The sequence below is a fragment of the Amycolatopsis albidoflavus genome (assembly GCF_039525725.1).
GTDB classification, from domain to species: Bacteria; Actinomycetota; Actinomycetes; order Mycobacteriales; family Pseudonocardiaceae; genus Amycolatopsis; species Amycolatopsis albidoflava.
This window is the reverse complement of record NZ_BAAAHV010000011.1, coordinates 89,768-104,271: the sequence shown is the minus strand read 5'-3', so window position 1 is coordinate 104,271 and position 14,504 is coordinate 89,768. Positions and strand designations below refer to the sequence as shown.

Annotated in this window: 7 protein-coding genes; 1 reads left to right on the top strand and 6 read right to left on the bottom strand. The window is 70.6% G+C overall.

Annotation, left to right across the window (positions count from 1 at the left end):
- Nucleotides 1-39: 39 nt before the first annotated feature.
- Entirely contained in the window at nucleotides 40-6,885 is a 6,846-nt protein-coding gene (locus ABD156_RS15175) for an amino acid adenylation domain-containing protein (RefSeq protein WP_344272639.1), read from the bottom strand.
- Nucleotides 6,886-6,994: 109 nt separating this feature from the next.
- The gene (locus ABD156_RS15170) at nucleotides 6,995-7,204 is read right to left on the bottom strand and encodes an MbtH family protein (protein WP_344272636.1); all 210 of its coding nucleotides are present in this window, start codon (nucleotides 7,202-7,204) and stop codon (nucleotides 6,995-6,997) included.
- A gap of 151 nt (nucleotides 7,205-7,355) precedes the next feature.
- On the opposite strand from ABD156_RS15170, the gene ABD156_RS15165 reads away from it, so the two are divergent.
- Nucleotides 7,356-10,454: an amino acid adenylation domain-containing protein gene (locus ABD156_RS15165; protein ID WP_344272633.1), complete on the top strand. Its 3,099-nt coding sequence runs from the start codon at nucleotides 7,356-7,358 to the stop codon at nucleotides 10,452-10,454.
- A gap of 214 nt (nucleotides 10,455-10,668) precedes the next feature.
- On the opposite strand, the gene ABD156_RS15160 is transcribed toward ABD156_RS15165, so the two are convergent.
- From ABD156_RS15160 to ABD156_RS15145, 4 genes are all read right to left on the bottom strand, one after another.
- The gene (locus ABD156_RS15160) at nucleotides 10,669-12,492 is read right to left on the bottom strand and encodes an amino acid adenylation domain-containing protein (RefSeq protein WP_344272630.1); all 1,824 of its coding nucleotides are present in this window, start codon (nucleotides 12,490-12,492) and stop codon (nucleotides 10,669-10,671) included.
- A 93-nt stretch (nucleotides 12,493-12,585) separates the two neighbouring features.
- Nucleotides 12,586-13,233 carry a hypothetical protein gene (locus tag ABD156_RS15155; protein ID WP_344272627.1) on the bottom strand — a complete coding sequence of 216 codons (648 nt, stop codon included), beginning with the start codon at nucleotides 13,231-13,233 and terminating at the stop codon, nucleotides 12,586-12,588.
- Between the two features lie 46 nt (nucleotides 13,234-13,279).
- Nucleotides 13,280-13,663 carry a hypothetical protein gene (locus tag ABD156_RS15150; RefSeq protein ID WP_344272624.1) on the bottom strand — a complete coding sequence of 128 codons (384 nt, stop codon included), beginning with the start codon at nucleotides 13,661-13,663 and terminating at the stop codon, nucleotides 13,280-13,282.
- A gap of 207 nt (nucleotides 13,664-13,870) precedes the next feature.
- Nucleotides 13,871-14,437: a TetR/AcrR family transcriptional regulator gene (locus ABD156_RS15145; RefSeq protein WP_344272621.1), complete on the bottom strand. Its 567-nt coding sequence runs from the start codon at nucleotides 14,435-14,437 to the stop codon at nucleotides 13,871-13,873.
- Between the last annotated feature and the right edge of the window lie 67 nt (nucleotides 14,438-14,504).

Sequence of the window (14,504 nt, the reverse complement as noted above, 5' to 3'; positions counted from 1 at the left end):
CCAACCGCACATACCCCGCGACGACCGCCAACGCCTCACTCATCCGTCCTCACTCACCGGCTGGACCACCGCGCGCGGCCGGATCGTCGCGCGGGCGGCCGGTTCCGCCGCGAGCCGCGGGTACCCGGCGACCGCGGTGGCGAGGGCCTCGACGGTCGGATGGTCGAACAGCGCCCGCACCGGAACGTCGGCAGCCAAGGCGGCGCGCAGCCGGACCGAGATTCGCGTGGCGGCGACGGAATGCCCGCCGAGGTCGAAGAAATCGTCCCGCGCCCCGATCCGCTCGGCGCCGAGCACCTCCGCCCACACGCCCGCGACCAGCTCCTCCACCGACCCGCGCGGTGCGACATACGGACGTTCCCGCGTCACCGGCTCCGGCGCGGGCAACGCGGCCCGGTCGAGTTTCCCGGCCGGCGTCCGCGGCAGTTCGGGCAGCAGAACGAAATCGCTGGGCACCAGGTAGTCCGGCAGAGTTCCGGACACTACTTTTCGGACGTCCGCAATGGACAGTTCCGTCTCGGCAACCACGTAGGCAGTCAACTCGAGGCCACCGTCGGGAGTGGGAGTGGGCTGCACCGCCGCGTCCCGGATGCGCGGATCGGCCCGCAGCACAGCCTCGACCTCGCCCGGTTCGACCCGGTGCCCGCGGACCTTCACCTGGTCGTCGGCCCGGCCGAGGATCTCCACCGAGCCGTCCGGACGCCGCCGGGCCAGGTCGCCGGTGCGGTAGAGCCGCCCGCCGGGCTCGAGTCCGTGCGGATCGGGCGCGAACCGCTCCGCGGTCAGTCCCGGACGGCCAGCGTAGCCGCGCGCGAGGCCGTCGCCGCCGATCCACACCTCGCCGACCACGCCGAGCGGAACCGGCTCAAGATCATCGCCGAGCAGGTAGATGTCGGTGTTGGCGACCGGTTCCCAGCCGACGACGGCATCCCCGCCGAGTTCGGCGACGGTGGACCAGATCGTCGTTTCAGTCGGACCGTAGAGATCCCACAGCCGCGCCCCGCCCGCGGTGAGCCGCCGGGCCAGGTCGCCAGGGAGTTTCTCGCCGCCGGCGAAGACGGTGAGTTCCGCGGGCGGCGTCCAGCCCGAATCGACCAGGAGCCGCAAGCCCGACGGCGTCGCCTGCACAACCGACGGCGAAGTCCGCTCGATCAACGCGGCCTGACGTTGCGGGTCGATGCACTCCTCAGCGGTCGCGAGGATCACCTGACCGCCGACCAGCAGCGGCAAATACAGTTCCAGCGCGGAGATGTCGAACGACACCGTCGTCAACGCAAGCACCGCGGAGCCCGGCGCGAGACCAGGCCGGTCGCGCATGGAGAGGAGGAAATTCGCCAGCGCGCCGTGGCCGATCTGGACGCCCTTGGGCTGACCGGTGGAGCCGGAGGTGTAGATGACGTAGGCGAGTTCATCCCCGTCCAGCCTGGGCACCGGGACATCCGCTGGACCGCCCTCGACGGCTGTGGCGTTGCTACCCGGCGGCACTGCCGAGCCGCCCTCAATCGCCCCGGCATCCTGATCCAACGACACTGGCCAGCGGCCCTCGGCAGCCGCAGCATCCCGGCCTGGCTGCACCACCGGACCGGACGCATTCACCGCCGCATCGCGCTCCGCCGGCGCATCTGGGCGGGCCTCCACCGCCGCAGCATCCCGATCGAACGACAGCGCCGAACGGCCCTCGGCAGCCGCGACATCCGGATCCCGCCGCACCGCGGCGCGGGACTCAACCGCCCCGGACGCGCGATCTGACAGCCCCGCCGGGCACGCCTCAATCGCCCCGGAGCCGCGGCCCGACGGCACCCCCGAGCGCACCTCAACCGCCCCAGAGCCACGGTCCGACGGGGGCCCCGAGCACACCTCACCCACCCCAGCGTCGCGGTCCGGCGGCCCCGCCGGGCATGCCTCAATCACCGCAGAGCCACGGCCCGAGGGCACCCCCGAACGCACCTCAGCCGCCCCAGCATCGCGGTCCAGCGGCCCCGCCGAGCACGCCTCAATCACCCCAGCATCACGACCCAACGGCACCCCCGACCGCACCCCAACCACCGCGGCGTCGCGATCCAGCAGCAGCGCCGAACAGCCCGTCCCCTCCAGCAGTCCCGCCAGCGGCTCCTCGCTCAGCACCACCTCCACACCAGAATCAGCCAGCACGTAACCGACCCGCTTGGCCGGATAGCGCGGATCGATCGGCACGTACGCGGCCCCGGCCCGATGCACCGCCAGCAGCGCGACCAGCAACCCCGGCCCGCGGTCGAGCAGGACGCCCACCAGTGCCCCGCGCCGCACCCCGTGTTCCTTCAGATACCGTGCCAGCCTAACGACCCGCACCGACAATTCCCGATAAGTGAGCGTCACCTCGCCGCACAGCACGGCCGGCGCGTCCGGGTGCGCCGCCGCGGTGGTCGCGAACAGTTCCGGCAGCATCCGCCCAGCGGACTCGGTCCGCGCGGGATTCCGCAGCAGCAGAGCCCGATCCGCGGCGGGCAGGCCGCACCGCCGCGGACGGGAAGCCGGCTCGGCGACGATCCGTTCCAGCACGTGTCGATACAACCGCGCGAGAAACTCCAAGTGCGCCAAGGCAACCCGATGGGTGAAAGCCTCCAGTACGAAAGCACCGGGCACAGTCGAGACAGAAAGCCCGAACTCGTTCGGCGTGCTGTCCGCAACCTCAGCCAGGTCGACCAGCGCCTCCGCGAGCACGTGCATATCCGTGTGATTGAAGAAAACGTCGACGAGCGGAGCCTGCCCGCCCCAGGCGGCCTGCATCGCGGGCAGCGGGAAATGCCGATGCGGCCACATCGCGGTCTCCTCCGCGAAAACCGCGCGAGCCAGCTCCGGCCAGTCCCGCGCGTCCGGAGGAGCCACGAACGGCACGGTGTTCAAGAACATCCCGCGCACCTGGTCGCCGCCGGCGCGTTCAAGCCTGCTGTTGGTCACCACGCCGGTATGAAACGGCCGATCGTGACCACCGATCGTACGCAGTGCGGTGAGATGCGCGGCCAGCAACAGGCTCTTCAGCGGGACCCCCGCCGACGAAGCGACCGCGCGGAGCCGGGCCGTCAGGTCGTCGAACGGCACCCGCACCGTCCGATACACCCCGTCGTCCTCGCCTGCCCAGCCGGTCGGCACGGTGAAGCGCTCGGCCGCACCCGCCCGGCCTGCCCAGAACTCGCGGTCCACAGTGGACTCCAGCGACTCCCGCTCTCGGGCCACCGTGTCCGCGAATCGAACCGGCGGCGGTCCGGCCGGCCCCGCAGCACCCGCCCGGTAGTCCGAGATCAGCTCGGCGACGAGCGAGTTCTGGCTCCAGCCATCGAGAATCGCGTGCACGTAGCTGAACGACAGCCGCCACTCGCGATCGGCGAGCCAGTGGACGTGCAGGCGCAGCAGCGAAGGACGGAGCAAGTCGAAGCCCCGAGCCCGATCCTCCGCCGGGTACTGCCGCACGCGCGCGGCCTGCTCGTCGGCGGACAACGCACGCAGGTCGTCGCAGGTTACCTCCAGGACGGCGGTCTCGTGCACCCGCTGCAACGGCGGAACCGCGGCGAAGTCGATGGAAGTACGCAGGATCTCGTGCCGCGCGACCAGCCGGTTTGCCGCCTGCTGCAAGTCGTCCAGCCGGAATTCCTCGTGCACCGGATAGCCGAGGTGGTTCAGGTAGAGCCCGCGGTCGGCGCCGGCGAGCATCTCGTGCACCATGCCCGCCTGCGAAAGCGACAACGGATAAGCGTCGGTTACGTCGTCTGGCAATGTATGCCGCTGATCAGCATCCAGCTGCGCGAAGGGCGAAACCGCCTCGAAAGTCGCCGCTAGACCGCCGAGCCCAGCGGCGAAGTCGGCCACTCGCTGCCGGCGGAAGAGATCCGCGACGCTCGCCTCGATCCCCTCCGCGTTCAGCAGTCCGACAGCCCGGATGGCCCGCAGAGAATCCCCGCCCAGCGCGAAAAAGCTGTCCTCCACACCGACTCGGTCGACGCCAGTCGCAGCCGCGAACGCGCGGGCCACGGCGGCCTCAGCGGGAGTGCGCGGCGCGACGTAGCGTGCCGTCTGTCCGCCCTCCGGCGCGGGCAAAGCGTTGCGATCGATCTTGCCGCTGGCGGTCAGCGGCAGCGCCTCGAGCGTGACCCACGCCGACGGCAGCATCGGTTCCGGCAGCGTGCGAGCCAGATGGGCGCGCAACTCGGCAGGATCCGGGGTGCGGCCGGGTTCGGGCACGAAGTAGCCGACCAGCCGGTCGTCGCGCACCGAGGCCGCGGCCGCGCGCAGGTCGGGGTGGGTCAGCAGGGTCGCCTCGACCTCGCCGAGTTCGATCCGGTTGCCGTGAAGCTTGACCTGGTGATCCAGCCGCCCCCGGTATTCGATCCGGCCGTCGGGCAGCCGCCGGGCGAGGTCCCCGGTGCGGTACAGCCGTTGGCCGGGCTGCCGCGCGAACGGGTCCGGGACAAAACTCCCGGCGGTCAGCGACGGCCGGTTCAGGTAGCCGCGGGCCAGCTGCACGCCGGCGATGACCAGCTCGCCGGGCACGCCCACCGGCACCTCGCGCAGCTCGGCATCCACCACGAACACCCGGGTATTCGCGATCGCGCGGCCGATCGTCACGGTCTCGCCCGGCAGGCATCGGGTCGCCGTGACGTCCACGGACGCCTCCGTCGGCCCGTAGAGATTGTGCAGCTCCGAGCCGATCAGCCGGTGGAATCGTTCCGCCAGCTCGTCCGGCAGTGCCTCGCCGCTGCACAGCACCCGGCGCAGCGACGGCACCGGCCCGGACAGGAACGCCCGCAGCATCGACGGCACGAAATGCGCCGTGGTGATCCCTTCGGCCATGACCTCGGCGAGATAGGCCGGATCGCGGTGCCCGCCCGGCCGGGCCATGACGAGCGTCGCGCCGGCGGAGAGGGTCCAAAAGAATTCCCAGACCGAAACATCGAAGCCGAACGGCGTCTTCTGCAGCACCCGGTCCTCAGGAGTGAGACCGTATTCGTCCTGCATCCACCGCAGCCGGTTCACGATCCCGCGATGCTCGATCACCACGCCCTTCGGCTTGCCAGTCGACCCGGACGTGTAAATCACGTACGCCGCATTCTCGGGCCGTACTAAGACATTCACCGGCTGCCGTGGCTTATCGAGAGCAGTGAGGTCGCCCGGCTCAATCACCACCTCGGCACCAGAATCCTCGACCATGAACCGAAGCCGGTCCTCGGGGTAATCCGGATCCAACGGCAAATACGCCGCCCCCGCCTTGAGGATCCCGACCAGCGCGACGACCATCTCCAAGCCGCGCTCCAGCCGAACCCCGACCACCGACTCCGAACCTACCCCGCGCGCACGAAGCCAATGCGCCGCTTGGTTCGACAGCTCGTCCAGTTCCACATAGGACACTTCGCGGCCGTCGGCAACGACCGCGATTCCACCGGAAGCAACACCTTCGGCGATGAGCGACAGCAACGTCCCGGCCTCGAAGGGAACGTCAGTCTCGTTCCACCGCGCCAGCTCAGCACTTTCAGCAGCACTCAGCCAAGGCAGATCCGAAAGCCGCGCACCAGGATTCGCGACAATCCCGCGCAGCAACTCCGTGAAATGCCCGCCGATCCGCGCGACAGTGGCCCGATCGAACAGGGCGACGGGATACTCCAGGACGCCGTCCAGGCTGCCGTCCGGCTGCTCGGTCAGCTCCAGCGTGAGGTCGAACTTCGCGCTGCGCCAAGGAGAGTGAATCTGCTCGCCGCGCAATCCGGCTGTCGCAAACCCGGCGTCCGCAGTGTTCTGCAGCACAAGCATCGCCTGGAAAAGCGGATTGCGTGACAGGTCGCGTTCCGGTGCCAACTCGTCGGCCAGCCGCTCAAATGGCGCGTCCTGGTTAGAGTATGCGGCAAGGGTATCCTGCCGGACGCCGTCGAGGAACTCCCTGAACGACAACGAACCGTCCACATCGGACCGCAAGACGAGAGTGTTCAGGAAAAGCCCGATCAGCTCCTGCGCTTCAGCACGCGTTCGCCCAGCGATCGGGGTACCGACCGCAATATCCGCCTGCCCTGAATACCGGCTCAGCAGAATCTGATAGGCAGCCAGCAGAACCATAAAAGTGGTCGCCCGATGCGCCCGGCCGAGCCCGGCGACCGCCGTCCCCAGTTCGGCGTCCACAGTGAACCGCAGGATGTCCCCGCTCGGATCATGCACCGGCGGGCGCGGGCGGTCCGTCGGCAGGGTCAGCGGCACAACCCCGTCGAGGCGGCGACTCCAGAACTCGACCTGCTCTGTCACCCGCTCGCCTGCCGCGTGCTTCCGTTGCCAGGAAGCAAAATCGGCATACTGGACCGGCAGCTCCGACAAATTCTCCCCGCCGTACAGCGCCGCGAGTTCCCGCGCGACGACCGACGTCGACCACCCGTCGTACGCGATGTGGTGCACGACGAGCAGCAGAACGTGCTCATCCGCGGACTGCCGCAACACCCGCACCCGCAACGGCCGGTCCCGCGCCAGATCGAACGGAACCGACGCTGCGTCCCGGATGACCGCCTCGACGTCCTCCGCGACGACGTCCTGGACAGTCAGATCAACCCCGGGTTCCCCGACGAGCTGTTCCGGCACGCCGTCCCGCTCGACGTAGGTGGTGCGCAGGATTTCGTGCCGCTCCACGATCGTCAGCCAGCACGCCCGCAACCGCGGCACGTCGAGCGGGCCGCGCAGCCGCCACGCTGCGGTCACCACATACTCGGTGCCGCCGGGCCGGAGCCGGTCCAGCACCCAGACCCGTTGCTGCGCCGGGGAAAGCGGCAGCGGGCTGCTGCGATCGGCCCGCATCGCCGCCGCCGGACGAGCCGGAGCCGGGGCCGCGGCCAGGTAGCGCTCCAGCAACTCGTCGCGCCGGGATTGTTCGGTGGTCATCGCTCCCCCTGCGGGTCGATCGGCGAGGCTGGTCAGCGAAGGTCCGTGAGGGGAACCTTCACGGACTCTGAGTCCCTCAGGGTTCCCTTCACGGACACGGCGGGCGAGGCTAGGCCGAAGCGTCCGCGCGCATCCGCTCGCGCAGGCTTTTCGGGCGCATGTCGGTCCACACCTCGTCGATGTGGTCGAGGCACTCCTGCTTCGGGCCGCGCTTCCCCTCGTACCGCCAGCCCGCCGGCAGCTCGCGGTCGACCAACCAGATCGAGTACTGCTCCTCGTCGTTGAGCACGACGCCGTAGGTGCGTTCGTCCTCGCTCATCCGGTCCTCCTCGTCCTCGCGCCGGGCACACCCGTCCCGTCGCGAGCCGAGCCTTCCCGCGCGCACGGTGGCGCGACAGAGAAGAACGCGCAGCAACGCGCGCACCGTCCCGGCTCTAGGCCCGCCGGCGAAGAAGGGCCACCCTGTCGCCATGACCATGCCCGGCGACCTGCCGCTGTCCTTCTCGCAGGAAAGACTGTGGTTCCTCGACGCGTTGCGGCCCGGCGGAACCGAGTACCTCCTCCCGCTGACGCTCCGGGTGCGCGGCAAGCTGGACGTCGCCGCGTTGAGCCGTTCGCTCGACGCGTTCGTCGCCCGGCACGAGGTGCTGCGGACGCGGTATCGCAGCCGCGAGGGCGTGCCGGTCCAGGTGGTCGGGAAGCCGCAGCCGGTTCCGCTGCCGATCGAAGGCGTCACGGAAAGCGAACTGGACACCATCGTCGCGGCTGAGCTGACCGTGCCCTTCGACCTCGCCACCGACCTGCCGCTGCGTGCCCGGCTGCTGCGCCTCGACGCGCGCGAGCACGTGCTGCTGGTCGTCGTGCACCACATCGCCTTCGACGGCGCGTCCTGGGACGTCTTCGCCGCCGAACTCGCCGAGCTTTACCGCGCGTTCCACGCCGGAACCCTGCCCGGCCTGCCCGCGTTGCCGGTCCAGTACGCCGATTTCGCGCTCTGGCAACGGGAAGACGCCGCCACTCGGCTCGCGGGCCAGCTCGCCTACTGGCGCGAACGGCTCGCCGGGCTCGCCCCGCTGGAGCTGCCGGCGGACCGACCCCGCGGGCCGGTGTGGGATCCGGCCGGGGCCGCCGTCCGGATCGAGGTCCCCGCCGCGCTCGCGGAACGGCTCACCGCGCTCGGCCGGTCCCGCCGGGCGACGCCGTTCATGGTCCTGCTGGCCGTCTACCAGGTCTTCCTCGCCCGGCACACCGGCGGCTCGGACATCGCCGTCGGCTGCCCGGTCGCCGGGCGCACCCCCGCCGAGGTCGAGGGACTGGCCGGGTTCTTCGTCAACACCCTCGTGCTGCGGGCCGATCTCGGCGGCGACCCGGCCTTCACGACCTTCCTCGACCAGGTGGCCGGGACCGCGCTGGACGCCTTCGGCAACCAGGACGTCCCCTTCGACTGGCTCGTCGGCGAATTCGAACCGGACCGCGATCTGTCCCGCAATCCGCTGGTGCAGGCGTTCTTCGGCCTGCACGAGGTGCCCGGGGAGCGGTTCCGGCTGCCCGGCCTGGACGTCGAAGAGTCCGATGTGGACTGGACGGCCGCGTCGTTCGACCTCGGACTGCAATTCGAACACCGTCCGGACGGCTCGCTGACCGGGACCCTCACCTACCCGACCGCCCTGTTCGCACCCGCCACCGCGCACCGGCTGGCCGCCCGCTTCCAGGGCCTGCTGGAAAGCGTCGCCGACAATCCGGCGCGACGCCTGAGCGAACTGCGCCTGACTCCGGACGCGGAACTGGCTCTGCTCTCCGACTGGGGTTCGGCACCCGGCGACGAGGTGTCGCCAGGCTGTTTCCCCGAACTGTTCGCCAAGCGAGCGGCCGAAACCCCGGACCGCCTCGCCGTGCACTGCGGCGGCCAGGAACTGACCTTCGCCCAGCTCGACGCGGCGGCCAACCGCCTCGCCCGATACCTCCGCGCCAGAGGGCTCGGCCCGGAATCGACGGTCGGCGTCTGCCTCGAACGAAGCATCGACGCGGTCATAGCGCTGGTCGGCGTCCTGAAATCCGGCGCGGCGTACGTCCCGTTCGACCCAGCCAACCCGCCCGAGCGGCTCGCCTACCTCGTCGAGGACGCCCGCACCGCCACCGTAGTCACCGAGGAACGCTACGCAGGGCTGTTCGGAGGCTGCCCAGTCGTCACCCTCGATGACACGGCTGAGACCTCTTCGGACAGTCCTACTTGGACAGTCGAACCGGATCATCTCGCTTATGTCATCTACACTTCCGGCTCGACCGGACGCCCGAAAGGCGTCCAGATCGAGCACGGTTCGTACGCCGAACACGCGCAGATCATCGCCCGTGAGTACGGAATCACCGCGGCTGACCGGGTGCTCTCGCTCGCCTCGCTGGCCTTCGACGGCTCGCTCGAGCAGATCGGCGCGCCGCTGCTGGCGGGCGCGTCGGTGGTGCTGAGCGATCCGCTGTTCTGGGAGCCGGAGGAGCTCGCCGACCAGCTCGGCCGGCACCGGATCACCAGCGTCAACCTGACCCCGGCCTACTATCGCGAGCTGCTCGGCGTGCTCACTCCGCGCGATCCGCGAGTCGCTCACCTGAACATGGTGAACGTCGGCGCGGACGTCGTGACCACCGAGGACGCCCGACGCTGGCGCGAACTGCGATTGCCCGGCCGTTTCGTCGCCTGCTACGGCCCGACCGAGGCGACGATCTCCAGCATGCTGCAGTGGGCCGACGACGCCGACCTCGACGCCGCCAGCCTGCCGATCGGCCGCCCGGTGGCCGCGACCAGCGTGTGCGTCCTCGACTCCGCCGGGCAGCCGACACCGGTCGGCGTGCCCGGCGAACTGCACCTCGGCGGCCTCCGTGTGGCCCGCGGCTACCTCCGCCGCCCCGGACTCACCGCGGACAAGTTCGTGCCCGACCCGCACTCGCCCGGCACCCGGCTGTACCGCACCGGCGACCTCGCCCGCTTCCGCCCGGACGGGACGGTCGAGTTCCTCGGCCGGCTCGACCGGCAGGTGAAGATCCGCGGTTTCCGGATCGAACTCGGCGAGATCGAAGCCGCCCTCGACGCGCATCCCGCGGTACGCGCCGCTGCCGTGGTGGTGAAGGACCTGCCGGAGCGGACGCTGGTCGCCTATGTTGTTGCGGCGGAAGGTGAACCGGACTTCGCCGCGCTACGGGCGAGCCTGCGGGCGCAGCTGCCGGACTATCTGGTCCCGGCGCAGTGGGTCGCACTGGCGGCGCTGCCGCTGACGCCGAGCAAGAAGGTGGACCGGGCAGCGCTGCCGGATCCGTCGCCCGAGAGCGCGGTGCGAGCCGAGCCCGTCGCCCAGCCGTCGTCCGCGGTGGAGCACGCGCTGGCCGACATCTGGCGGGAAGTGCTGCGGGTGGAGGAAATCAGCGTGCACGACGATTTCTTCCGCATCGGCGGGCATTCCCTGCTGGCGACCCGGGTCCTGGCACGGATTCGGAAGCAGCTCGGTGTCCGGGTGTCGCTGCGGGACCTCTTCGCCGCCCGTACAGTCGCCGAGCTGGCCACGGTCATCGAACAGGCCTGAAGTCCGTTGCTCCACTGCGGCCGCGGAAGCCTTGCTCCGGCGGTTCGACGCCGTTGGCCTCAGCTTGGTGGCGGCAGCGCTCGTGGCAGCCGGAATGTGCGAACCGCTCACGCGCAGCGCGAACGAGGAGGTGCGGCGGGGAGCCGCGCGCCTCCTCGAGGAAATCAAGAGTATTCGCCCGATCCTCCTCGCGATGGCTCCCTGAGGGCGTCACTCAGCCCAGCGCGTGCTCAACGTCCACATCGGACAATCCCGCCACATACTCCGCCACTGCCCGATGCACCTCCCCCGCCAGCAGCTCCACCGTCGACGCCTCGAACACCGTGCTCACCGGCAGCTCCACCGGGAACCGCTCCCCCAGCAACGCCACCACCCGGGTCGCCAGCAGCGAATGCCCGCCAAGGTCGGCGAAGAAATCGTCGTGGACGCCGACGCGCGGCAGGTCCAGCAATTCCCGCCACACCTCGGCGACGGCCTCCTCGACCGGCGTCCGCGGCGCGACGAACTCCGCCGCCGGGCCGGCCTCCTCCGGCTCCGGCAACGCGGCGCGGTCGACCTTGCCGTTGGGCGTGATCGGCAGTTCGTCGAGCCAGGACCACAGCGAGGGCACCAAATGCGCGGGCAACCGGGCGAGCAGGAATTCCCGCAGCTCAACCGCCGCGGGCCGCTCAGCGACCACGTGCGCCGCCAGAACCCGGTCGCCGCCGTCGCGTTCATAGGGCACCACCACGGCCGATCGCACGAGCGGATGCGCCGTGAGCACCGCCTCCACCTCGCCCGGCTCGACTCGGAAGCCGCGGATCTTGACCTGCTGGTCCAGGCGTCCGAAGAAGGCGAACGTCCCGTCCGGCCGGAGCGCGACCTCGTCGCCCGTGCGGTAAAGACGCCCGCCACCGCCAGCCGGGTCGGGAACGAACCGCTCGGCAGTAAGCGCGGGGCGACGGAAATAGCCGCGCGCGACACCGGGGCCGCCGAGCAGCAATTCCCCGCGCTCGCCCGGCTCGACCGGCACCCCGTCGGCATCGGCGACGAAGGCGTGCGTATTGGCGATGGGCTTGCCGATCGGGATCGGCCCGGCGGTGTCGGCGATTGTCATTCCCCGGTGCACGCAAGCGAAAGTGGTGCACTCCGTCGGGCCGTAGCCGTTGCTCATCTCGGCCCCGAGCTCTTCGATCACCCGCCGCGCCTGCACCGGCGGCACGACGTCGCCGCCCGCGATCACGTGCCGCACCCCGGCGAGCGCGGTCACCCGGTCGTCGACTACGTGCCCGAACAGCCCGGAACTGAGCCACACCGTCGTGACCCCGAACCGGCGCACCGCCTCCTCCACCGTCGCCGCCGTCGGCACCCCCGGCGGCAATACCGCGAGCGCCGCGCCGGTGGCGAGCGCGCCCCACAACTCGAACGTCGAGACGTCGAAGCACAGCGACGTCAGCAGCAGAAACACTTCTCCCGCACCGAAATCGGCGAATCCGGAGCCGTGCACCAGCCGGACCACCCCGCGATGCGTCACCTGCACGCCTTTCGGCAGGCCGGTGGAGCCGGAGGTGTACATCTGGTAGATCAGGTTGTCCGGCACCGCGTTCACGACCGGCGGAGTGCTCGGCCATTCGCTGAGGTCGGCTTCGTCGGCGAGAACGACCGTCGGCGCGGCCTGGACCCGGTCCGCCAGCGCCCGTTCGGCGACCGCGACCGTCGCGCCGGAGTCGCCGAGCATGAACGCGAGCCGCTCGGGCGGATAACCCGGGTCCAGCGGGACGTAATAGCCGCCTGCCTTGAGAATTCCGAGCATCGCGACCAGCAGCGTCGTCCCGCGCTCCAGACACAGCGCGACCGGCGTCTCCGGCCCGATTCCCCGCGCTCGCAACAGATGCGCGAACCGGTTGGCGCGGCGGTCCAGCTCGCCGTAGTCGAGCCGCTCGTCGCCGTACAACACGGCGGTGGCTTCCGGCGCCTCGGCGGCGTAACGGGCGAACAGCTCGTGCACGCACAGGTCGGGCAACGGCACGTCCGCGCCGCGTTCAGGGTGCATGGTCATGAAGGCGTCCTCCCGCGTCGAACGGTTCCGACTGGAGCATGACCAGGGCCGCGGACCGGAGCCAGAGACGAACGAGCAGACATGCCCGCAGAGTCAGCGGCGCGCCCTGGGCAGCGGCCTCCGGTACCCGAGCCACGCGCTCGACCCGAACAATCCGGCCAGCAGCGCCGCCGACGCCCCCAGCCACCCCAGCTCGACCGGCAGCGCGTCCGGATCCAGCTCGTCCGCGCGATGCGTCGCCACGATGCCCGCCCGGTCTTCGACCACGTCGACCGTCTCGCCCGCCTTCATCCGCGACTTCACCGACAGCTCCTCGGCCAGCAGCGTGCCGTCCGGCCGGTTGACGCGCGCGGAGCAGGCGGTGCCGCCCTTGACGTGGTGGCATTCGGAGGACACCGCGACCGCGCGGTACCGATCGCCGTCCGCCGCGAGGTAGCCGACCGCGGTCACCCCGACGCAGACCAGGTAGAACGCGGTCAGCAGGAAGCCGCCGACGAGGAACCAGCCGCGGCCGGAGAACATGAACACCGCCGACGTCGCCAGTGCGGCGAGCAGAAGCCCGAAGAGCAGGCCCGCCGCGGACGCCACCGTGCTGGCGCTGACGAACCCCACCGCCGCCGCGCCGCCGAGCACCATCACGACGAGCCAGCACAACCCGGCACGCAGCGCGACGACCCGACCGCTCGCCGGAGTCGTCCTCCGCGCGGAATCCCTTGCCGCAGTGGGCTTTCTGGTGGACACGCCGGAATGATGACACGGCGGGCCCGCCGCTGTACCCGATTGCGGATTACCGGCGGGCGTGATGCCCCTCGGCCGGAGCCCGGAAGAACGCCCGCGCCGGCGCCAGCAGCCCGGCCAGCGACAGCACGACGAACACGATCTGGTGCACGTGATCGGCGCCCGGCGGCAGCCGGAAGATCAAGTGCGCGAGCCAGAACACCGGGTAGAACCACAGCGCGAACCACGCCCACCGCTCGCCCGCGCGGAACGGGATCACCGCGGTCAGCCCGCCGAACAGCCCGAGCCCAGCGGTGGCGAGCGCGTCGGTGCGGTAGAGCAGCGCGTCCCCGGCGGGCGGCGCGACGAGGACCACGATCCCGAACGCGAGGATCCCCGCGCTGACCACCGCCAGGCAGATCCAGCCGATCCGCATCAGCGTGCCGCTGTTCATCCGGCGAATTTACTCCGCTTCCGGCGATTCCGGGCTGTTCAGCCGGTGCTCCGCCGGAGGGACACGGTCGGGATGGGCGCACCGGGGTTCACCCGGCGCGCCCGGCCTCCAGCCCGAGCATCGCCGCCGGCACGGCACAAACCAGCCAATCCGCCACCTCACGCCCGGTTCGCTCAGCCGCCGAGCTCACCCCCGCCCGAAGCACCCTCACTCCGACGGCAACGCATAAGCCAGCCGATGCAGCGCTTTCTTCACCGCCGCAACCGACATTCCCCGCTCATGCCGCTGATTCTGGTACAGATCGGGCGCCAGCGGAGCCAGCAGCACGTCCGGCAGCGCCTCGTCCCGCAGCCCGGCCTCCCGCACCTGCGCGGCCACGAAAACCCGCCAGAACCCGTACGCACCGGTCTGATACCGCCGGGCCCCCGTCTCCGCGCCCAGCGCCAGCGGCAAATGCCGCTCCAGCAAATCGATCATCGCGTCGTAAAACGCCACCAGCCGTTCCCGCGGCGAAGCGCCCGGCCCGAGCGGCGGCGGTCCGGACAGCATCGCCTCCTGCAACCGGCGCTCGTGTTCGTCCAGCAGCGCGACCGCAACCGCGGCGACGCTGTCGTAGCGCCGGTAGAGCGTGCCCCGGCCGACCCCCGCCGCCGTCGCCAGGTCGCCCATCGTGATGTCCGGGCCTTTCGTGGCGAACAGGTCCTCGGCCGCGGCGAGAATCCGCTGCCGGTTCGCCGCGGCGTCCGCCCGCTCGCTGGGTCGCTTGCTGTTCACCCCGTCACTGTATCTGGACAGCGTGTCCGGATCGAGTACAGTCGTAAGTGGACACAGTGTCCACATG